Raw genomic sequence first — 22,407 nt, 5'->3', positions numbered from 1 at the left:
TTCCTCCTCGTCTTCGTCCGTAGCAGCCGACGCCGGGAGGCTCTGATCTCAGCCCTGAGTTCCACCGGGCCAAGCCTGCGGCCTGACCACAGAAGAAAGGATCAGAGCCTCCGGCCGCTACATTTTCAAGACACGCACTAGAGCCTTTTTAGTGGCGGTCACGATCCTCGCCGCGGAATCCACCATGCTCGCGATACCCGTGGTGTTCCCATCCTTCTCCCCGGTCCCAAAAATGGTCTCGATCATACGGGCGCCCATAATAATACGGGTAGGTATAATTATAATTATACCCATAATCGGGGTAGGCATAGGTCCCGCCATAATACTCATACGGGTATTCCCCGTAAACCCCGTACCCACCGCCATAGCCGCTTTCCACTTCGCAGCCAGGCGTCAACATCAATAGAAGCAGCCCAACTAAGCCAACTATCGTCTTCATAACCAGATTCTCTATCAAGATCCTCGCACCTGGGCGTGGCGCACTCCATGGGGACAAACCCGTGGTTTCAATGTAGCGGCGGCGCGCATCCCTGCCGCGTTCGGGCCTTTTGATAGACTTCGAGCGTTTCCTGGGCCGCGCGGCTCCAGTCGAATTTTCGCGCTTGGGCCAGGCCAGCGGCGCGGAGCCGGTTGCGCAGGGCATCGTCGGTTGCCAGACGGTAGAGTTCCCGCGCAATGGTATGAAAATCCTCCGGCTCGATGAGAGCCGCGGCATCGCCCAACACCTCGGCCAACGAACCGCGTCCGGAAGCAATTACGGGACAGCCGCAGGCCATTGCTTCGAGGGGCGGCAAGCCGAATCCTTCATATAGGGACGGATAGACGAACACGCTGGCGGCGCAGTACCAATCAGGCAGCTCGGAATCCGGAATGAAACCAGGACACCGGATATCTGCCGCACAAGGTGATTGGCGGATTGCGTCATGAATGATTTCCGCTCGATGCCAATCGCTGCCAGCCAGAACCAGGCGCCAGTCCGAGTGCGTGGCGGCCTTGAACTCCTCGAATGCCGAGATAAGGCGGACGTGGTTTTTGCCGGGATGTTCTAGCCTGGCGACATAAAGAAAGAAGGGCCCATTCAACCCAAGGCGCTGGCTGAGCCGGCATCGAGCTTCCTCTATGGGACCCGGGAAGAAGCGGCTGTGGTCGATGCCGTTCGGGACGATGGTAATGCGGTCTTTGGCGAGTCGGAAAAAGGTGGCAATGTCGCGGGCGGTGTTTTGACTGATGGCGATGATGTGATCCTGGCGGTGGGCCAGCCGCCGGGCTATGACCCGCCCGTAAAACATCCTTTTCCAATCGTATTTGGCCGCTACTCGAAAGGGGGCCAGGTCATGAATGGTGCCGACCAGCGGGCAGGGTTTGGGCCAAAGCAGGCGGCGGTAACTGGGCACGTGCAGGACATCGAGCGCATACCGCTTTGCCAAAGAGGGCAAATGCGCCTGATGCCAAAGGATGTTTTTGGCAGGAGCCCGCCAGGTTTCAGGGACGAGCACCAGTCCCATGGCTTGCCGAGCAAAGTCGAACAGAGGCAGGTCCTCTTTTAAAACGAACAATGTGAACTGATGTTGGGGCGTGTGCGCAAGGAAGGCCTTCAACAAGGCAAAAATATGCTGAGCTACGCCGGTTTTGCCACGTTGAATAACCGAGGTGGAGATGCCGATCCGCATTTCGTTGAATTGAAGGCGCCGGAGAGCCGAAGCAAGGAATTTATTTAAGGAGGAATTCTTCCAACCGGGCGAGCTTGAGGACATTCTGCACGGGTGGTTGAAGGTTGGCGAAGGCGAGGGTGTGGCCGGATTGGCGGGCCATTTTCTTAGCGCGCACCATGATACCCAGGCCCGAGCTGTCAATGAAGCGGACCTGAGCCATATCGACCGTCCAGTGCGGCGGCGCTCCGGGCATGGCCAGGCGGGCGCGAGCAAGCTCCCACACCTCATCGGCATTTGCGGCAGTGACCTCTCCTTGCCAAACCAAAACTCCCGGCCCAAGGAGGGCCACCCGCGCGTCCTGAGATGCGGCTTCCCGCTCTCGGTTTGAGATGAGTTCCCGCGCGGCGGGCAGGTCCGGCGCGGAAGCAAAGAATTCCTCCAAGCGCATCAAACCCAATGCGCGCCGGACCGCGCGGCTGGGGCGAAGCAGGACCAGTTGGCGGCCTGCAGCCCGAAGTTGCTTTTGCAATCCAATCAGGAACCCTACCCCGCTGCTGTCGATAAACGTTACAGAGCCAAGGTCCAGACAACAATGCTGCCCGCCCGCCAGCATTTGGCCGGTCACGGGCGGAGCGTCGCGGATGGTTTCCAGGTCCAGGCTGGCAGGAGCCTGAATGCAGTGGGGTTCATCCTTTGAAAAATGAGCAGAGGAGTGATTCCAGGCATCCGCTGTTTCGGCAGCCCTAAAAGTCCCTTCGAAAGCGTTGTCCGCTCCTTTGTCATTGTCTTTGTCGAGGTCGAAATTCTTCGAGGATGGCGACGACAAAGGCACGGAATCAGGGCGCTTGGGATATGGGCTCTCGAGGAGTATCAGTGGTTTGGTTGGGGGCGAGCGGAGTTGAAGAAACCACCATTGGGCCAGGATGCTCCAATTAAAGACCCAGAGGTCTTTGATGTACCTGCGGCAGAGGCGGCCTGGTTCCTGGGCCAATCGGAAAAGCCATTCTGCGCCGCTGCGCTGCATCCAGCGCGGGGCCCTGCGGACTTTGCCGGCGAGAAAATCGATTGTCGCCCCGACACCCGCTGTGACCGGCACCCCAAGAGCCCGGTAATGCATGGCAATCCATTTTTCCTGCTTGGGACAACCCAGCGAAACCAACAGCAAATCCGGCTGGGCCTTGATAATGCGCGCCCGGATTTGCTCGTGGTCCATTTCCAGGAGCCTGTTAAAAGGCGGTGAGTACTGGCCGGCGATGAGCAGGTCCGGGTACTGCGAGCGAAGGTTTTCGACAGCTTGCGCCAGCGAGTCATCACTCGCTCCGAGAAGGAAAATCCGGTGGCCTTTTTGCGCCGCCATTTCAATCAGCAAAGGGACCAGGTCAGCCCCGGCGACACGTTCCGGGAGGCGGTTACCCAGGAGCCGTGAAGCCCAAACCAAGGGCGTGCCATCACAAACGACCAGGTGGGCCTCACAAAGAATGCGGCGCAACTCAATGTCGCGCCGGGCCTGAACGAGGAAATCCACATTCGGTGTGACCAGATAATGGGGTTCACGCGAAGCGATCATTTGATCGACGCGCTCGATGGCCTGCTGAACGGTGACATGATGAAATGGGATTCCGAGGATGGCGATCGGCAAGGGGTCCACAGCACGCAGTGTGAGGGAATTATTCATGTGTTCGTGAGGCGCTTACCGGTTTCCTCGAAAGACCATTGCCAGGTTTTGACACAAGGGTCCGGGTCGGCGACGGCTAATGCTGCGGCAAAGCCTGAAGCAGGGGCGAGGTTGCACAGAGTCCAGGGGGCTGTTGCTTTCCAGGCGGAAAGAAAGAGCGAAGGCGCAGTGCGGTCTTGTGGACCCGGCGGGGTTATTGAGGGGACCGTTGGATGGACTACATGCAGAGGGACCCCTCTCCCCGGCCCTCTCCCCTTCTGAAGTGGAGAGGGACAAGCCATCCCCATGCGAAGGAGAGAGGGAGAATTCTTGGCAGCTTCCGCCTGCAGCGCATGTTGCAGACTCCTCTGGAAGCCCTCCGGCATGCGGATGATGCGAACCGGCTCGCCCGGCAAAAAAGAGACCTCGACCTGGTTGAGCAGGTGGCCAATTCCTTCGCCGGTTGCCTTGAGCAGAGCCTCCTTGCGCGTCCATAGGCTGAAAAAGGCGCTGGATTGTTCCTCCGACGGCAACCCTCGGAAAATTGCGCTCTCACGCGGCGAGAAGAAACGGGCAACAAGTTCCGCAGCATCAGGCATAGGGCGGATTCTTTCGACATCGATACCCACCGGGAAGGTTCGAGTGACCGCCAGCAAAGCCACATCTTCAGAGTGTGCAAGGTTGAATTCCAAGTTGTCCCCTCCAGTTGACTTGGCCAGGCAGGGTTTGCCGTTCGTGCCATACGCGAATTTGATTTGTTTGGGAGCCGCACACAAATAGCGGGCGAGCACAGCCCTCAGCAGGCCACGCCCGGCAATGAACCGGTTGCGGTGCTGCTCGAAATGGAATCGACCAGCCCGCTGGATTTCATCGTCAGACAAACTGGCAGAAAATACTCTTAAAAAAGGTGGAGGCACATCCACAGAGGCGGCCCAAAGGTGGACATGGTTCGCTTGCAGGTCGAGCGGCTCCGAGGGGATTGGCCAGAGTAGCGGGCTCCGACTCGCTTTGCGCATGGCCAGAGATTGAGAAGTTGCGATGGTGTTAAGCATAGATGCGCCAGAGCCTTTTGTAGGCCTGGACCAATTGGCGCCAAGTGGCGGCACGAGTTCGCAATTGCCCCTGAAGGTGGGGCAGGACTTCGCCGAGCCTTTCGCCAGACCACAGGAGCAATGGCAACGATTGAAACAGCCGCTCGCGTGGGTAGCGCCAACTGCCCTGGCCCAGGGCGGCGATGCCGAAGGTTCTGAGGTGCAATAAGCAGTTCAGCCCTGGCGAAGCCCCGAGCGATTTGGGAATGGAACTCAAGGCATAATCGCGTTCATCGAGAAAGCGGCGGCCAAGGCGGCGGGACTCCAGCCAAAGCCATAGCTCGAGAGCCAGTGCCGAAAGTTCCTCGAGTTCGCAGCTAAACTCCGGGGCAGATTTGAAAGTGTGGGTGGGATGCAATTTGAATTCAAGGCCGGCTGCATGGAGTTTGGCTGCGGCATTCAGCCAGGACCGCCCAAGGGGTGGCAAACAGCGGTTCCTATTGCCCGGGTCGGGCAGGTTGCCGGCGCAATAGTCTTGAACGCGGCGGTGGCGTTCCAGGCAGCTCCAGTGGTATTGACCCAAGGCAGCCAGGAGGGCGTCGCCCAACGCGAGTTTAAGCTTGGCAAGGTTGCGACCAATGAAGTCCATCTGGTGAGTGGGGGGACTGGGGGATGGACTACATGAGGGATCCCTCTCCCCGACCCTCTCCCCTTCGGAAGGGGATAGGGAGGATCCTCGGCGGCTTAGCATTGTAGCAGATTCCTCTGTAGGCGCCAAGGCCCACTTGTCGAGGAGTTCTCTGGCAAGGAGCAGGCCGGTGCAGCGGTTCAAAAGCAGCCGCGTTGCTTCCTCCAATGGAATCCGGCCAGCATCCAAATGGGATTGGCAATTCTCAAAGAGGTCCTCTGGTCCGGCAATTAACCGATGGGCCGAGACCAGGTCGTAACTGAACATGGAGACAGGCCCGTCACGAAAGCGAGGAAGCGATTCGATTTTGAATTCGATATCCAAACCTGCGGTGGAGCCGAGCCGCTCGCCTAGTGCATGCAGACCCCGCTGGAACATTCGTTCGTTCCGAAGCCTGCTGCCTCGCAAAAACATATAGAATTCCAGATCGTTATACGGTGCATCGCCCGCCCCGCTTTGGAGCACGCCACCCTCGCCTCGGCCATAGCCGCCGCCAAGAACCAGGGCTTCCAACCTTCGCGTGGGAACGAGGGCGCAAGCACCTTCGCGAACCTGGGCGCAAATGGCCTCCAGGCGGCTTTCGAGCGCGTCGCTGCCATCTAATGTAAAGCGGCGGGAGATTTGGAGATTTGGGCTTAAGAGCACCTTTGGCATGAGAAGATGGTCAGGCTTGAGCGGGTTGTGCTCGCATGGCGCGATAGACCTGCCAGCCTTCCCGAAAACCATCGAGGCGCGCGCGGCGTTGCTGCCAGCGAATGCGGGCGGCATGGGGCAGCTCGCCTAGGCGTCTGGTGCGGGCGCAAAATGCGGCGTCGCGGCGCAGGTCATTGAGCCAGCCCAGGGCAACCGTCCTGGGCCAATTAACGGCCAAAGGGGAGGCCGTCCAGACAGCAGCCAGGGCTTTGGCCTCGCCGAAGCTGCGTTTGTAGGCCTGCTCAGGAGTATAATTATGGGAATGCATGACGACCGACTCCGGACAATAAACCACTCGGTAGCCCTGGGCACGGCACCACCGGGTATATTCGTCATCCTCGGAGTATTGGAATTTTTGAAGAAAACCCCGCCGTGCCCAGATGTCTTTGCGCAAGCCGCTGCTGACCATGCTGAAGAAGTGCTGCCAGCGGAGGGCTTCGCGGCGGGGGCCAAAGCAGCGTTCATAATCGTGGGCATAAACTGCTGCGCAGTCGGGGCGGGGCGCCTGGCGTCCAAAAACCGCTGCGGTTTGACGGTCTTGCAAGGCCATGACCAAGGGCCGCAGCCATTGGCGCCCTTGCGGCGTTGCGTCGGCGTTGAGAAAAATTCCAAACTCGGCGCAGGCTAATTCCATGCCTTGGTTCAGGACCCGGCTGGGGTTGTATTGTCCGGGTTTGATTTGGATGAAATGGCGCGGCTTAAACTGTCGGATGAGTTCAACCGAGCCGTCGGTCGAACCGGAGTCGATGACAATGAGCTCCCAATTTGTGTAATCCTGCAACGCGAGCGCTGGGAGGGTGTCGCGCAGGGCCCAGGCCTCATTGAATGAGCGGATGATGATGCTGGCAAGAAGGTCCGGCATGAAGGTTCTCCCCACTCGTTGCGTCCTGTGTGTTCGTTTGCGGCGGTTGTGTCCCAGCGCGCAGTTGTGTTTGGCCTTGCGCCAATTGGGCCTCGGCAACCATTAATCGATAGACATCCGGGATTGCTGAAACCTCGACGGGCAACTCGGCTTGATTGGTGCAGACAGCGGCATAGCTGTGTTTCTCAGAGGGATGATAGCCGTGCATGGCGCGAATAGGACGTTCGCCCATATGGCTGGGAACGATGAGCACTCCCTCGCGCACCAGGAAAATTAACTCACCAAAATAGCGGTCCGGGAAGAAGGCACCCAATCCTTCGAGTTCGGCGTCGGGAAGGATGCGGCCTTGGGGGACGCGGGCCAGGCAATCCGTGACCAGGCGCCGTGCGCGCTCATTGAAGAACCAAAAACGGGCCATGGTGGAGTCATAGACGACTGCGTAATCCCGGGCCAGGCGCAAAGGGAGCGCATCGATTTGTGATTTCAAGTCGAGCAGTTCGTCGCAGTTGGCCATGCCGTGGTCGCTGAAGATATATAAGCGGACCTGGGCATAATGCTTGGCGCAGATTGGCATTAATTTGGCGAGCCATTCTTCATAAAGACGGAGTTTGCGCGGGACCTCAGGCGATTGATTGCCCACCCGGTGCAGCAGGCCATCCAGCCCGGGCCAGTAAAGGAATGCGAAATCGATGCGCTCGGCCTGGACATCATGGAGCAGGGTGGCCAGGTTGGCCTCCTCCCCGCGCTCCGGGGCGCTGACGTGCCACGGGATGCCCCGCTCGCGCAAGAAATCAAAAATGTTCGGCCCGCGATTGAGCCCGCCGGGTTGCAGCGGGCTTCGCTTTTCGGTGAAATCGTAGAGCGAGATATACTTGAATGGAATGTTATATAGGTCGAAATAGCCTCGAAACCGGAGCTGTGCCTTGATGAGCTTGGAGAGCCAGCGCCGGAAGAGCCTGCGGCTGGTCAGCCGAGCCGGGAGCCAGCGCAAAAGGCGCAGCGATTTAAACGGCGAGTTTTGCGGGTCGTAAACGAAGTAGCTCCAGTTGCGGTGTTGCGCGGGACAGCGCCCGGACAGGATGGAGGGGACGCACGCCGAGCTGTAGCCCAGGACCGACGTCAGCCGTTTGCGCAACGGGGCGATGTCGCGGACGAAGGGATCATCCTTGATGATTTCCCAACCACAGGCATCGATAAAAACGAATAAAGGCAATACGGGCTTCATTCCTGTGGTTAATCTTAGAATGCCGCTGTGCCGGGGGGAATCGGGTGAAGTGCCCAGGGGGTGGGAAAGGCTGAGGCTGAAGGCTGAAGGCTGAACGGGGAGGATTTAATGATTGGCTATGGGGGTCAACACAGAGACGCAGAGACGCAAAGGTGCAGGAGGAGCAGTAGGCTCTTTTCATTTCTTGTCTTGGCCGGGAACAAAATTGGGGTAGGGAGTTGACCCATTTCAATGCGAATGGATGGGAGGTAAAAGAGAAAGGCAGACACGGAGAACAGATTCATTGTGGCGCTGGCAAATCGGTCCGGAGGGAACGGGTTCGGTTTTCTGTCGCCGAGAACAGGCGGACAATATGACAATAACAATTCAACGGAAACCATTCGTGAGGATGCTGGAATTGGCAGGAGAGGCGATTCCGGCGCGGGAGCGGCCCCATGCGCCGCTGCAGTTGACAGCCTTTCGCAATCGGGTGCGCGTGGAGAGCCAAAGGACAATCGGTGAAATGGCTGTAGTAGGATGGGAGGACGGCTGCTGCACGGTGTCGCATTCGAGCCTGCAGCGGCTGGTCAGGGCGCATTGCGCGCAGGGCGGGCTCACCATCCAGGCGGACTCCAAGCGGCTGCGCATCGGCTCATCAGCCATCCCCGTACTGCGCTACTGCCCGTTAGTGGTTGAGCCGGGGGCCTCGCAAGCGGAGTGCGCGACGGATTGATTTTTAGCTGCGAAGGAACGCAACAGAGCGCAGAGAAACTGAACGGCAAAATGCTCCCGGTTCAGGCAAGATAATCATGGACAGAATCATGGCCGGACAGAATCATGAGGAGGGACGCGGACACTTGGGGAGCAAAAATGCAAGCCCGGCGGCCACGAGCATTCCAATGCCCAGTACGTTAAAGGGAACGGCGATACTGTGGTACTCGAGCTTGAGCCAGCCGGCAATGTAAGGTCCCGCGAATCCACCCAGGTTCCCAAAGGCGTTGACCAGCCCAATGACCAGGCCCATGACACTTCGAGGGAGGGTCTCGGCGGGAATGGCCCAAAAGGGGGCCATGGCTGCGAAAGGGCCCGGTATGGCCAGGCACATCAGCGCATAGGAAATCCAAAAGCTCTCTTTGAGGCAGACGCTCAAAACGAGGCTCACGCCGCTTAAGATATAGACCAGCGCGACGTGGCCCCTGCGTTCATGGGTGCGGTCCGAATGCCAGGAATTGAGCAGCATGATGATGGCCGTCACGGCATAAGGAATCCCAAAAAGAATTCCATACTCGAGCCCGGTAAAGCCGCGCCCTTTAAGGCTGGCGGTAAAAAAGGTCATGCACCCGTAGGCGGCACAATTATGAAGGAAATAAATCGCGACCATGACGAAAATGGATGGATGCCGGAACCGTTCCCAGAGCGAGACAGCGCGCGGCGGCTCAAGCTCCGCCACTTCCTGGCGGAGGGTGGTTTCGAGGAACTCTTTCTCATCGGCAGAAATCCATTTAGCGTCGCGCGGGTGGTCACGAATGGAGAACCACCAGATGGGCAGCCAAATAAAGGGAAGCAAACCTTCAAGGATGAGCATGCGCTGCCAGCCGTAAACCCCCAGAAGCCAGCCTGTGAACGGGGCCGATGCGGCCACGGCGAGGGGCTGGCAGAGATTCCAGTAGGCATTGGCCCGGGCGCGTTCGGAGCGTGGAAACCAGTTGGCCAGTAACACCAGGGTGGCCGGGAACACCCCGCTCTCGGCAACACCCAGGAAAAAACGCGCCACCTCAAACTGAGTGAAGGTATGGGCGAAGCCACAACCGATGGCGCATAGGCCCCAGGTGACCAGGAAGATGCTGATGATTTTGCGGGCGCTCCACCGCGACGCCCAATAACCCCCAGGAATTTGCAGCAACACATAACCAAAAAAGAAGATGCCGGCGGCCTCCCCTTTCATGCGGTCGTCCATCAGCAGGTCCCGCATCATGCTCGAAATCGTCGGGTCCAGTGCCAGGGAGATATTGGTTCGATCGACGTAGGAGATGGTGTACATCAGGAGCGCGACGGGAATAATGCGCAACCAACGTCGTTCGTTCATAGAGTGGAAACGGACCAATCCGCGCACAGGGCCTTGCCCGCTGTTTCGCTCCGGCTTGCTCCGCTCGCTGCGCAGGGGGCAAGGGGCTGCGATTGCATCCTCATGTGCAATGAATCAACCATGTGTTACCGATGTGGGTGCTCGCCGCCGCCCTCTCCCCTTCCGAAGGGGAGAGGGGGAATCCTCGGCAGGTACGGTTATAGCGCATGTTGCGGACACCTCTGTAGCAGGGAACCGAAAGGCCGTCGATTTGAATCAGTCGAGATGGCGGGGCTTTCAAGCGTCGCTACGCGACGCGGCATGTCATGGGCTCGATTCCGTGGGCCGAGGCCCACGGCTGCCGCACGGCACCGCTACGCGAGACTATCACTCCAGTTCTGGGAATTTTGCCATTGTTTCCCAGAGAGCCGGTGTTTCAATGGCGCCATGCGTTGGCAGGACGAAATTCTGGAGCCGGTCTCGCAAGAGATTTATGAGATTCAAACGCACGCCTCCGGCCCGGCGGGACGGTTGCCGCTCACGGACGACCTGTTGCGCAACAGCCCCAGCGGCGAGCTGTTTGGCCTCACACAGAACGTTGGAATGGGATGGGCGCCCGAGGAGGCCGGACGCAAAGCATTCCTGATTCTCAGCACCCAGGGCGGGTTGCGCGCGGCGGACGGCCAACCCATCGCACTGGGCTACCACACGGGTCATTGGGAAATCGCGCTGCTGGTCCACCAGGCGGCTGAAGAGTTTCGCCGGCTTGGGACCATTCCTTTTGCGGGCTATTGCTCGGACCCTTGTGACGGGCGCACCCAGGGGACCATCGGCATGTTTGACAGCCTTCCTTATCGAAATGACGCCGCAATAATCTTCCGCCGCCTGGCGCGCTCGCTGCCGTTGCGGGCGGGCGTGCTGGGAATTGCGACTTGCGACAAAGGTTTGCCGGCGATGATGATGGCCGTTGCAGGATTAAGCGAGTTGCCTTGTGTGATTGTTCCGGGCGGAGTCACCCTGCCGCCCACTGCGGGCGAAGATGCCGGGACCGTGCAAACGCTCGGCAGCCGATATGCCCATGGACTGATTTCGCTTTCTGAAGCAGCCGAACTCGGGTGCCGCGCCTGCGCCTCGCCGGGAGGGGGCTGTCAATTTCTCGGCACGGCCGCCACTGCGCAAGTGGTCAGCGAGGCGCTCGGGCTTTCCCTGCCACATGCGGCCCTGGCGCCCTCGGGCCAGAAGGTCTGGCTCGATATGGCGCGTCGTTCTGCCCGGGCCCTCCATTCCCTCGCAGCCCGAAAACTGGCCGGGCGGGACATTCTGACCCCGGCGAGCATTCGCAACGCGATGGTCGTGCATGCCGCCTTCGGCGGCTCGACGAACCTGCTATTGCACATCCCCGCTATCGCTCATGCTGCCGGGCTCAAGCCTCCTGGCATCGAGGATTGGATTTCAGTAAACCGCTCAACCCCGCGCCTGGTGAGTGTTCTTCCTAATGGCCCGGTTCACCACCCAACGGTGCGGGTATTTCTGGCAGGCGGTGTGCCTGAAGTCATGCTGCACTTGCGGCATTTGGGGCTTTTGGACATCGAAGCGCTGACCATCAGCGGCCAGAAACTAAATGAGAACCTCGATTGGTGGGAGCAGTCTGCCCGGCGCGCTCGTTTCAGAGAACTTCTGCGCCAGCGCGATGGGGTGGACCCTGATGAAGTCATTCTCTCGCCGGAACAGGCGCGCGCCCACGGCCTGGCGCCCACCGTCGCCTTTCCCCGCGGCAATCTCGCCCCCGACGGCGCGGTGGTCAAAAGCACTGCCATTGACCCTGCCCTGGTGGATGCTGATGGTCTCTATCGGCATGAGGGACCGGCCCGCGTGTTCGTAAACGAGCCAGACGCAATTACCGCTATCAAGCAAGGACGTATCCAGGCCGGGGATGTTCTGGTGCTGGCCGGAGTTGGCCCCTTGGGGACGGGCATGGAAGAAACCTACCAACTCACCGGCGCGCTCAAACATCTCCCGTTCGGCAAGCACGTGGCGCTGCTTACCGACGCCCGGTTTTCCGGCGTCTCGACCGGGGCATGCATCGGGCACATCGCCCCAGAGGGCTTGGCCGGCGGGCCGATTGGCAAACTGCTGGACGGCGACACCATTCGCGTGGTCATCCACCGCATCAGTCTCGAAGGCAGCATTGACCTCATTGGCGAAGGCGAGCGGCGCTTCACTCCGCAACAAGGCGCCGAGGTCCTGGCCCGGCGGTCCACTCGTCCCGACTTGGCGCCAAACCCGGCGCTGCCAGCGGATACACGACTCTGGGCCGCCCTGCAACTCGCCAGCGGCGGGACATGGGCGGGCTGTGTTTATGACCCAGAACGCATTATAGCAGCGCTCAAGAAAAAGGTTGAGGGATGAGCGCCTGGAAGCAAAATGGCCAGGGAAATACCCCGGCCATTGCTGAATCTGCTTCCAAACAAGCGCCTGCGAACGCAAGCGCGCGGCTGGCCTACTGAACGAGCACGCGATAGTACTGCTGGGGCGCGGTGGCCGGAACAGGATAAGGCGAGGGGGGCGCGGGCGTCACCGCGCTGTAAGGTCCGTTTACCGAGCTGGCGGATTGCAGGACACCACGCGACCACGTCAGGATGACGTTGGTCCCCGAGCGCTCAATAGTCAGTATGACAGGTGCACCGGCAGAGCCTGCAAAATTGAGCTGCTGCAGTTGGGCCGGGGTAAGGGCGTAATTGAATATGGCCGCATCGTCAATGGAACCGGTGAAGGTGCGGGTGGCGCCATCGGTATCGTTACCTAAAAACCAGGTGCCACCGTGGGACTCGACGACATTGGCCACGGCTGTCGTTGCCGAGAGCAGGTTCGCCCGGTCGGCCGGGTCGCTCATATAGACGCTGGCATTGGTGGGCGTCACCACCAGGGCCACGAACGACCACTGATTGGTGGGCGGCACCAGGTTAGCGCTCCAGGTAGCACCCCAGGTTGTCCCGGCGTTATTATTCCAGGTGTAGCCCAAGTGCCCGCCGGTATAGCCAAAACCGGCGGGATTGCCGCCAAGCCGGTTCATTTCCAGCCCGCAATAGGAGTCCTCCACCGCCGTCGGGAAGAGCCACATCGTAAAGGTGGCCGTGTTGGTGTCCAGCGCGCCGAAATTATTGGTCACGCACGATGTCGGTGTCCCGCTGACCATTTGGACGGCGAAGTTGTTCGAATCGAAGCCGACAAACGCGGGCGGCCGCGGCCCGACAATCCCGTTGAACCCATTCTGGGACGCGATGCCATAGGTGCCCTGATTGCCACCATAGGGATCATTGGCGACGGCCATGCCGCTCGAGGGATCGTTCGTTTCGTCAAGCGGGTAATAGGCCACAGGCTGGAGGGCGACGACCTGTGATTCGTAGGAGCCCGGGGTAACCGGGATGACCGTCAATGTAGCGACGAGACTGGTAAGTGAGCCGGATGGGTTGGCGACCACCAGGGCGTAGGGGGCGGCATTGTTCGTGGTCACACCGGTTACGGTCAGGCTTTCGGTTGTCGAACCGGCGATGTCGCCTCCATCGATGAGGTTGGTGCCGTCCATTTGCCACTGATAAGTCACCGGCGCGGTGGCCAGAGCGGTGGCACTGAACCGTGCGGTGCGCCCGGCGAAGAGAGTGAGCGAGGCCGGTTGGGTGGTGAAAACGGGCGCGAGTGAACCATTGCTGGTTGTGGCTGCGCCCAGGACGGCGGAGAGTTGAGCCGGCGTCAGGGCGTGATTGAACACCGCCACTTCATCGATCTGACCGGAGAAGAAATTGGCCGAGGTGTCAAGCACCCCGCCGCCGCCAATCCGGAACGGATAGGGCGAACTGCCATAATTGGTGGTCGTGAGCACAGTTGAGGCCTGCAGCACGCTGCCGGTGGTGGCCAGGTAGAGCGTCAGGGCCTTGCCGTCACCCACGGCGGCGACCATGTACCACTGGCCTGGGGTAATCGCGCTCTGCGGTATAGTAACGGTGCCCCCATTGGGCGTGGTTACGCCCAGGTCAGGGAAGAATCCCACTCCGATACCGGTGGGTTGGCCAAACAACCCAGTTCGGGCCAGTTCGAAGCCAGTGGGGTTAAACCATCCCATAATCGTAAATTGCGCGAGGTTATTGAGGATGCTTTCCTGAGAATCCGTGCCGGAAGTGAAACCATCATACGAATTGGCCGAATTAGTCGTCTCGAATCCGGGAAACGCGGGAGGCTGTGGGCCGGCCACACCGGTCGTGACGTTCTCGTTGGTGGCGATATCGCCGCCCCAGTAATCATAGGCGTAAAGGCTGCCAGAGGGCTCGTTAAAGCGCCAATAGGCCAGAGGATTGGCCGCCTCGATGGCAGCCTCAAAAGCGACGGGCGCACTGTTGGAGGCCACGACCGTAAGCGTCACAGGGATGCTGGTCACCGGTTGGTTAGCCACGTTATTGACCACCACATCATAAGAAGTGGCATCGCTCGGAGCGGTATTCGAGACGATGAGCATGGCCGAATTGGCGCCAGAAATATGGCTGCCATTAACCAGGTTCACGCCATTGGTCTGCCATTGATAAGTCAGCGGGGTATCACCTGCCCCCCCGACGGTGAAGACTGCGGGACGGCCCGCATAGACTTCCAGCGATTGCGGTTGTTTGGTGATGCTGGCAGGGATAACCGATAGACCAAGCGCCTTCTTGTACATGTTATACAGTTCGAGAGAAGGAACGACGTTATTAAACACGGCGGCTTGAGCGATGCTGCCGGTGAAGGCGCGGCCCGAGGGGGCGCCGGCGCTGGCGGGGTCGTCGCCAATGGTCGTTGGCCCGCTGAAACCGGCAATGGCGTTGGTGAGGTTATTAACTGCCGTCGAGATGCCGTTGGCATTGAAGAGGTAAAGCGTGGCATTGGTGGGTGTCACCGCCACGGCCACAAACGACCACATGTTCGAGGGAATGATCAAACCCGAGGTAAAGTTGTAAGTGCCAGAATTGTTGTTCCAGGTGTAGCCCAGATTGTTGTTGTTCTGGTAATCCAAACCGCTCACATCCCCGCCGTTACGCGACCAGACAAGCCCCGCGGACCCTGGCTCGGCGAAGGCGGTGGGATAAATCCAGGCCGTGATAGTGACGTTATTGTTGCTGAGGTTCAAGGGCGGCGCGATGACCCAGGAATGGGCCACACCCGCAGCGCTTTGGAGCGCGCCGTTGCCGCTGCCTAAACCAGGGAAAAGCGGCGCCTGGGGTCCGACGACCCCGTTGAAAGCGTTCTGCGCGAGCGATTCGTACGTTCCATTAAAGCCGCCTGTGCGGTCGATTGCGACAGCGTAATTGGTCGAAGGGTCGCCCATGTCGCTTAATTGCCAATAAGCCACGGCGCCGTTGGTGAAGATTTTCTCCGCATAACTGCCCGGGGTCGGAGAAGTCACGGTGAGCGGCGCGACTGAACTGGTTATGGCTCCCATGACATTGGAGACCACCAGCGAATAGTTGGCGGCATCTGCGACGCTCACGCCCGCAATCGAGAGCGCCTCGGTGAGCGAGCCGGAAGTATTACCCCCGTCGCTCAGGGGCGCGCCATTCTTGAGCCACTGGAAGGACATCGGGACGATTCCCGCCACCTTGCCGCGGAACACCGCAGTCCCGGTGGAATAGACACTGGCCGGCAGCAACGGATCGATTGTGGCCGGCAACGGCTGGGCGCGAGGAACGATTTGGACGGCATTAACCGGGGCGCGGGTGTTATAAACATTTTTGCGGAGCAGGAATGAGTCGTTCGTCAGGCTATTGAACGTCAGCACATTGCCCTGCCAGTTCCCCGCTTGAGACTCACGGCCAGTTAGGACCGTAGGAGGAACCTGATAATAGGTTTGGTCTCCGGTCACAAAAACCGAATCCACACAGATGAAACTATGGGTGGTGATGTCGCTTCCAAGTGTCATCCCTGGGGCAGTCCAAGGCCCTGTGGCATTCTGAATCCAGTACTGGCCGCCGCGACCCCCGGCATTATCGCCGTCGGTATAGACCACCACATCGTACTGCGAGACGTTATTGGCGGTCATCCAGGCATTGAGTCCCTGAACGTACACCCAGGGTTTGCAGTTGTTGTTGGTGCTGGCATAGCCATCGACCGGCTGGGTGTAATCCAGAAAATTGGTCTGATTGCCATTGGAATCCAAGTAACCGTTCATCAGCTTGAAATCGGGGAACGTCTCGACGGTCGGTGTGCCACCGCCCGCCTCGCTCCAAAGATTGTTGGAATCCCAACTAAAGGTCACCGTGGTCGTAGCCCCGCTGCTATCCACCGCAGGCGCATCGGCGCCATAGCGCCCGAAGTTATTCCAATTGGTTTGGACGTAACCTGGCGCGCCCGCTTGGTCGGTCGGCAGTAGCGCCCCGGGATCGCTATTCTGAACCCCGCCGTTGCCATTGATGCCCATTTTCGCGCCGATTTGCGGGACCGTTTGCCCAGAAACCAGCCCTGTCAAAGCCAGACTGGCCGCCACGGTGTGGAACGAAGCTCGCCGCGTGATGCCGTGAAATAATTCGGTAAGTGAGCGTTGGAAGTTCATATTCATACTGGATTTTGGTGTTGACCTGCGAACGGAGCAACCCGATCAGGATGAGCAGGGTAGAAGACTACGCCACCCCTGAGTGGTGTGGATTTCATGTCCCAAACGTTTTAAGAGTTTGAATTCTCTTTGTCAATGGAAAAACCCAGTTCTAGAACAAACGTTCTAGAGGAGACTCTTGTAGAACAAACGGCCGACGTAAGGAGGCTCTGACTTTCGCTCCGGCTGTTTGACATTACACTATCGCGTTCTCCCAGAGCGCATTCCGGCCACTCATCGCCGGTGTCTTGCCGGTGCCACAACTCCCCTCGCCATCTGCGTTCCTTTGCGGCCTTTTCCTTTCCCGTGTCTGCGGCCCGTTCCTCTGCGGTTCACGCCCGAGGATGCGCCTTGTCGTACACGCGCTTGAGCCGTTCGGTCGTTACGTGCGTATAAACCTGCGTCGTTGCCAGGTGGGCGTGGCCGAGCAATTCCTGCACGCTGCGCAGGTCGGCGCCGGCATCCAGCAGGTGGGTTGCGTAACTGTGCCGCAGCTTGTGCGGCGTGAGGTTAGGGTCCAGACCGGCAACCGCCAAATACCTTTTCAGGCGCAGTTGCAGGTCCCGCGCAGACACTGGCCGGGATTGGGAGCGCCCGGCGAAGAAGACTGGAGACTCGCCCGCTGGGGTCTGCGGGAGCAAACGCCAATAGGTTTCAATGGCCTTCAAGGCCGGCTCGCCAATCGGGATTAACCTCTCCTTCTTACCCTTTCCCCGCACGCGGACCAGGCGCTGATGCCAATCCAGGTCCTGGGCGCACAGGCCGCACAATTCCCCGATGCGCAGGCCGCACGAGTAAATGGTCTCGAGAATGGCAACATCCCGCCGGCACAACACTGCGGCTGCGCCCGGTTCCGCGCTTTTGTCCTCCGAGCCAGGCAACAGCTTGAGAGGCGCACCCAGCAGGTCTTCCATTTGCTGCGCGGTAAGGAATTGTGGCAGCGCGCGGCTCAGCTTGGGGAGAGCCACATTCTTGATTGGCGACGCCGCTACCTGGCCTTGGCGAATCAGGAATCTGTAAAACGTGCGCAGGGCGGAAAAGCGCAATTGAATGGCGGCGCGCCCGAGGTTATGCCGTCCAAGAAAACGCAGGAAGCTGCGGAAATCATCCCGGCGAAGCTGCTGCCAGGCGGGTGGTTGCTGATGCTCTTGAGTGTGCCAGGATGCGAATTCGCCGAGAGCCTGGCGATAATTGCGTTGCGTGTAAACCGACGCCCCGCGGTCGGTGGCTAAATGCTGCATGAACTTCGAAACCGATTCATCCTCTTTGCGGTCAGCGGCGTCCATTTGGTTAAACCCCATTCTGACCCCCATCAACCTGCCCCGCAAGATTCTTTCGGTTCGCAGTTCAGTCCGGTACTAACCGTCAAAATATGAGTCACTTACGACACTGTCCCAGGGGATTTCACGGCGCAAATCGCACCAGGGGCATTGGTCTATTTCCTGCTCTCAGGTAACGGAGTTCATATCTATGCAAGGCTTTGAACCTACAGATCGCCGAGCCAAGAGCCTCGGCGGCTTAACAGGCGGGGACGCGTCCTTAGCGGCCCGTCTTTATTGGCTGTCTGAGGGCGCCGGGCCAATGGAGTTCGTTCCTTTATGACCGAAGTCCACGCAAGCCCCGCACCTGAGGTGGCCGACGCGGAAAGCGCCGGAGCCACGCGACGCAAACGAATCTTGTTAGTCGAAGGAGACGGCTTCACCCGCATTGTTCTGCTGCTGCGACTGCGGCTGGCCGGGTTTGCGGTGGATTGCACCTCCAACGGCATTCTCGGGTTGAGGAAGCTTCGCAGTTACCAGCCAGACGTGCTGCTGGTCGAACTCAAGCTGGTGGGTTTATCGGGGTTGGACCTCATGAAAGCGGCGCGTGCCGAACCGCGATTTGGCAACCGGCCCATTTACGTTTTTACATTTGCGGATCGGATGCATCGAGCCACGCGCAAGGAAGTGGCGCAGCTTGCGACCAAGGTGTTCGACAAAAGCTCGATCAGCCGCGAGGACCTGGTCCAAACGTTCGCGAAGACCTTCCTCCCCCACGAATCAGCGGCGGCCCAGCCTTCCCTGCACGCCCCCACGGAACCGCCCGAGGAGGCCCTCACCGACCTGGTTGCACCCGAAGAGATCGAGGAGATCATCGCCGGGGTGTGCGAGCAATCCGAGTTGCTTGCGCGGTGCGAGACGCCGGCCCGGGCATCAAACGGCAGCGAACTTCTCAGCCGGGTATCTTCTCTGGCGAGTTGCGCCGAGGCCGCAGGGTTGCCGAACCTGGCCCGCCAGGCCGAAGCCATCCAAAATTTCCTGACCCAACTCGCCAAGCACAAGCAGGGATACAGCGATGTTGCTCTGAGGACCATCGCCCGCAGTGTCGAAGTCATGCGCCAGATTCCGCTCCAAACAGAGGGTGACGAGCAACGGCTCACCCGCTTTTCTGCCGTGGTCGTCGATGAGGCGACCCCGTCAAACAAGGCGCTCCAGGAAGCCCTGGCCCATACCGGGTTTGACCCGGTTGGTTTCGAGGAACCTGCCGGCGCAAGGGACTATCTATTAGGGCATCGGACGTCGATTATCATCGCCAATGTCCTGCTGCCTGAGGCGCACGGGCTAGCCTTGGCGGACATCAAGAAGTTTCCGTTGCATGCGAAGACGTCGGTCCTGTTCGGGCCGGAATCGACTCTAAAGTGGGACCGGGGCGAGGAGTTGCCGACCAGCGCGCAGCGGTTAGAGGGCGAGCCGCTGTTGGTTGCGGAGCTCGTCCTGCGCGCCCTCAATGAGGTGCAAGGAAAAAATATGCCTTTGCAGGCGCACCCGGTATCGGCGGCGCCAATGCCAGGCGCCACGGGTCAACCTGTTGCCCGGCGCGCCGCCGCGGCAGGGCCGGCTTTTGAAGATGGATTCGAACTGTTCAGCCGGGCGCCACAACAGGAGCAAGCCCAACCCCTCCCATTGGAGGTCCAAACCGCCCAGCCCGCCACCCTGGCCGCCCCGGCGGAAGAGTTCTCCAACCATTTGTTTACTGCCGCGGATATACCGAGCGAGCCGATTTTTCGCGCTAAACCGGGTATGGCCGGAGCGGACGGCGAGGCGCAATACCCGGCCCAACTGCCGGAAAACCCAGTCGAAGGCGCCCAGACCGATGAACGGCCAGTCGAGGGAATGCCACCGACGGTCTTCCAGGCCGAGACACCGCCGCCGCCAGAACCCGAATTAATTGGGGAAGACCAGGCGGCAGCAGCCGCATTTATGGCCGCCGCCACGGGCGCCGGCGAAAATGCCCAACCGATTCTCCAGTCCAACACCGCACCCGAACTCGCATCAAACGAAGCCGCTGCAGTTCAGCAATCGGCTGCAGCCACACCAAACTATGGGGAAACCATGAATTACCAAACTGAGATAGCACCGGCAGAAGACGCGACCCACAGCGACGCCACTCAACAAGCTGAGGCCGTCACCGAGCCAAACCAGCGCCAAGACCTGGCAACCCGGGTCTGCGAGGCAGAGATGGCGCTCTATCATGCCAAAGGCCAAATCGAGCGAAGAGACAAGACCATCGAGGCGCTCCAGCATCAATTAGCCGAGGCCAGCGCCGCCCAACAACAGGGCGGCCAGGACCCTGCGGTCACGCAGAAGGCCCAGGCCCGTTGCGCCGAACTCGAGCAGGAGTTGGCCAGCCTGCGCCAGGCCTTCGAGGGCTTCAACGGCTCCTTTGACCAACAGCAGCAGGGGGCGGTCGAGCTGGAGAAGCAAAAGCAGCAACAACAACACGCCCTGGCCGAGTTGCGCCGGCAGTTGGAGGCGGCGGCCGCAGGCGACCAACAGGCCCGCCAGCAAGCCGAGGCGCGTTGCGCCCAGTTTGAACAGCAATTGGGCCAGGCCCGCCGGGCGCACGAGGAACTTTCCAACAAATTGGCCCAGGAGCAAAAGGTTGGCGCCGACTCCGCCGCGCGGCTCAAGGAACTCGAAACACGCCCGGCAGGGGCCGAAGCTGCGAACGGGGCGCCGGCAGGCGATTTGGACCAACAGGTACGGCAAAGTGTCGCCGCCCTGGCGCGGGTTACAGCGGAGTTGGCCAAGGAACGGGGCGAACGGCAGCGCAGCGAGCAACGGGCCGTCGAACTGAGTGGACGCCTCCAGGCATTGCACCAGGACCTGGGCCGGACACTCCAGGCCCAGCGCGAGGACCAGGCGCGCATCAACTCTCTGGAAGAACAACAGCGCCAAACCACCCAGGCCCTGGACCGCTGCACCGCAGACCTCGAGCAGCAGCAAGCCGAGCGCCAGTTGGCCGAGGAACAATCGCAAAAAGCAAAGGAGGTCAATGCCCAGCTTCGCAAGGACCTTGCCTTCTTTGAAGAGGCGCACAAGAAATTCGAGGGCGCGCGGCAGGAGCTGCAAAGCCGTCTTGAGGCGAGCTTGAACGCGGCGCGCGAGCACGAGGGCCGTCTCCAGCGCGAAACCGCCGAACGCCAGCGCATGGCCGAGAGCTTCGAGAAACTTCAGCGCGAACTGCAAAACCAATCGCGCGGGCGCGAAACACTCGAACAAGAACTTCAAACCGCCCAAAGCACGCTGCAGGAGCGGGAGGCGAAATTGCAAAAGGAAGCCGCCGAACGCCAGCGCCTGAACGAGGCCTTGGAATCGGTCCAGCGCAATCTGATGGGCGCCTCCCAGCGAGACCTCGAGCTTTCCAAACTTCAGTCCGCCCTCGAACTCGAGCAGATCGAGCGCCAAAAGCAGGAGACCCAGCTCGCTCGGATGCGTCGCAGCTCACTGGATGCCGCTCACGCCACCCGCGCGCTGCGGAACAGTTTGCGACGCCAGATTCGCGAGCCGGTGGATAACCTGGCTCACTCGACGCGCAACTTGCTCGAAATGGAAATGGGCGACGAACAGAAAAAAGTGGCCGAAGCGGTCCTCGGGTATGTCCTGCTGGTGCAAACCCGGTTGCGCGAGCCGGAACTCGCGCCGGGTGAACCGCCTGAGGCAGCCGCGCAGCCAGCACAAACCACATGAGCCAACCGAGCCCAACCCTCGATTCACCGCGCCGGCCAACCGCCGACTCCCCGGCCACTGTCCACGAGAATGGCGCCCCTGTCTCGCGATTCCCCGGCCTCGAAGATGAATACGTCAAAGCCGAGTTGCACAATGGCATCGTCGTTTTTGCCGACATCCGGGATTTCACCTCTTACATGGACGCCAACTCGGATTATGCAATCAGCCTGCTGGCCTGCTTCCGGCGGGTCTTGTCCCAATGTTTCTCGGGTAAAACGCTCAAGGCCAATGAAAATGAGCGCTACACGACCTTTGCCAAAGAACTCGGTGACGGCGTGATGCTGATCTGGATTGCCGAGCAAGGTTCGATTACGGACATCTCGGTGGATGAAATCACCGGCCTGGCGTTTGCCTCGCAGGAGATCGTCAAGCGCTTCTTTGAATTATCGGCCGATTTTGCCCCCGAAAAATATCATGTGGGCATCGGCATTGCCATCGGCTCGTTTCAGAGGTTGCTCTATCGGGACAAGGGCAATCCGACGCTCTTCCGCTATCGCGATTATACCGGTGGCACGATCAATTTGGCGGCGCGCCTCGAGGGCTTGTCCCGCCCCAATGGCGTGACGATTTGCTTCAATGCGCTGCCGCTGAATAAAAAGAGGGAAATTATTGCGTGCATTACCGCCCAGGATTTCAAGGAAGCAACTCACGACATCCGAGGTCTGGGCAAAACCCCGTTGTTTCAGTGGAAGCTGAACGTCGAGGAGCCCGCCGCCGGCCCATCAGGTACCAAACTATGGGTTGACCCCAGATAGAGCGCCCACAACCTCGTGCTCCTGGGCCAACCCCCGCTGCTCCAGTCGCTGGCTTTGACCCTCAACGAGGAAATCCGCTCCCGCGTCACTTATTCGGCGCTCCTGCCCCGTATCAGTCCGGAGGCCACCGAGCAGTTCATTTTGG

General features: G+C 59.9%; 14 protein-coding genes. 4 read left to right on the top strand and 10 right to left on the bottom strand.

Annotation, left to right across the window (positions count from 1 at the left end; translation table 11 throughout):
• Positions 1-148: 148 nt before the first annotated feature.
• From VG146_14100 to VG146_14070, 7 genes are all read right to left on the bottom strand, one after another.
• A complete protein-coding gene (locus VG146_14100) occupies positions 149-439 on the bottom strand; it encodes a hypothetical protein (GenBank protein HEV2393479.1) in 291 nt (96 codons plus the stop codon).
• A 67-nt stretch (positions 440-506) separates the two neighbouring features.
• Positions 507-1,670 carry a glycosyltransferase family 1 protein gene (locus VG146_14095; protein ID HEV2393478.1) on the bottom strand — a complete coding sequence of 388 codons (1,164 nt, stop codon included), beginning with the start codon at positions 1,668-1,670 and terminating at the stop codon, positions 507-509.
• Between the two features lie 40 nt (positions 1,671-1,710).
• The gene (locus VG146_14090) at positions 1,711-3,327 is read right to left on the bottom strand and encodes a WecB/TagA/CpsF family glycosyltransferase (GenBank protein ID HEV2393477.1); all 1,617 of its coding nucleotides are present in this window, start codon (positions 3,325-3,327) and stop codon (positions 1,711-1,713) included.
• Positions 3,324-4,187 (bottom strand): 4'-phosphopantetheinyl transferase superfamily protein, encoded by an 864-nt coding sequence (locus VG146_14085; GenBank protein ID HEV2393476.1) that lies wholly within the window; start codon positions 4,185-4,187, stop codon positions 3,324-3,326. Before VG146_14085 ends, VG146_14090 begins: the two co-directional genes overlap by 4 nt.
• 163 nt (positions 4,188-4,350) lie before the next feature.
• Positions 4,351-5,679, bottom strand: a complete 1,329-nt coding sequence (locus tag VG146_14080; GenBank protein ID HEV2393475.1) for a hypothetical protein — start codon at positions 5,677-5,679, stop codon at positions 4,351-4,353.
• A 10-nt stretch (positions 5,680-5,689) separates the two neighbouring features.
• Positions 5,690-6,580, bottom strand: coding sequence for a glycosyltransferase (locus VG146_14075; protein HEV2393474.1), 891 nt, complete (start codon positions 6,578-6,580; stop codon positions 5,690-5,692).
• Entirely contained in the window at positions 6,537-7,805 is a 1,269-nt protein-coding gene (locus VG146_14070) for an alkaline phosphatase family protein (GenBank protein HEV2393473.1), read from the bottom strand. The genes VG146_14075 and VG146_14070 overlap by 44 nt, the downstream gene beginning before the upstream one ends.
• Positions 7,806-8,157: 352 nt before the next feature.
• On the opposite strand from VG146_14070, the gene VG146_14065 reads away from it, so the two are divergent.
• The gene (locus VG146_14065; protein ID HEV2393472.1) at positions 8,158-8,517 is read left to right on the top strand and encodes a hypothetical protein; all 360 of its coding nucleotides are present in this window, start codon (positions 8,158-8,160) and stop codon (positions 8,515-8,517) included.
• A gap of 102 nt (positions 8,518-8,619) precedes the next feature.
• Here the strand turns inward: VG146_14065 and VG146_14060 are convergent, their stop codons facing one another.
• A complete protein-coding gene (locus VG146_14060; protein ID HEV2393471.1) occupies positions 8,620-9,870 on the bottom strand; it encodes an MFS transporter in 1,251 nt (416 codons plus the stop codon).
• A gap of 426 nt (positions 9,871-10,296) precedes the next feature.
• Here VG146_14060 and VG146_14055 point away from each other — a divergent pair, with 426 nt between their 5' ends.
• The gene (locus tag VG146_14055) at positions 10,297-12,258 is read left to right on the top strand and encodes a YjhG/YagF family D-xylonate dehydratase (GenBank protein HEV2393470.1); all 1,962 of its coding nucleotides are present in this window, start codon (positions 10,297-10,299) and stop codon (positions 12,256-12,258) included.
• Positions 12,259-12,349: 91 nt separating this feature from the next.
• Here VG146_14055 and VG146_14050 read toward each other — a convergent pair whose 3' ends face one another.
• On the bottom strand, positions 12,350-16,426 hold the full coding sequence (locus VG146_14050; GenBank protein ID HEV2393469.1) for a LamG-like jellyroll fold domain-containing protein: 4,077 nt from the start codon (positions 16,424-16,426) through the stop codon (positions 12,350-12,352).
• A gap of 365 nt (positions 16,427-16,791) precedes the next feature.
• Positions 16,792-17,745 (bottom strand): tyrosine recombinase XerC, encoded by a 954-nt coding sequence (locus VG146_14045; GenBank protein ID HEV2393468.1) that lies wholly within the window; start codon positions 17,743-17,745, stop codon positions 16,792-16,794.
• 312 nt (positions 17,746-18,057) lie between these two features.
• On the opposite strand from VG146_14045, the gene VG146_14040 reads away from it, so the two are divergent.
• Positions 18,058-21,468, top strand: coding sequence for a hypothetical protein (locus tag VG146_14040; GenBank protein ID HEV2393467.1), 3,411 nt, complete (start codon positions 18,058-18,060; stop codon positions 21,466-21,468).
• Positions 21,465-22,262: an adenylate/guanylate cyclase domain-containing protein gene (locus VG146_14035; GenBank protein ID HEV2393466.1), complete on the top strand. Its 798-nt coding sequence runs from the start codon at positions 21,465-21,467 to the stop codon at positions 22,260-22,262. Before VG146_14040 ends, VG146_14035 begins: the two co-directional genes overlap by 4 nt.
• Positions 22,263-22,407 lie beyond the last annotated feature (145 nt).

It is taken from the genome of Verrucomicrobiia bacterium (assembly GCA_035946615.1).
In the GTDB taxonomy this organism is placed as follows: domain Bacteria; phylum Verrucomicrobiota; class Verrucomicrobiia; order Limisphaerales; family UBA8199; genus DASYZB01.
Note: the sequence above shows the minus strand (reverse complement) of the source record. Positions and strands in the feature narration are given on the sequence as shown.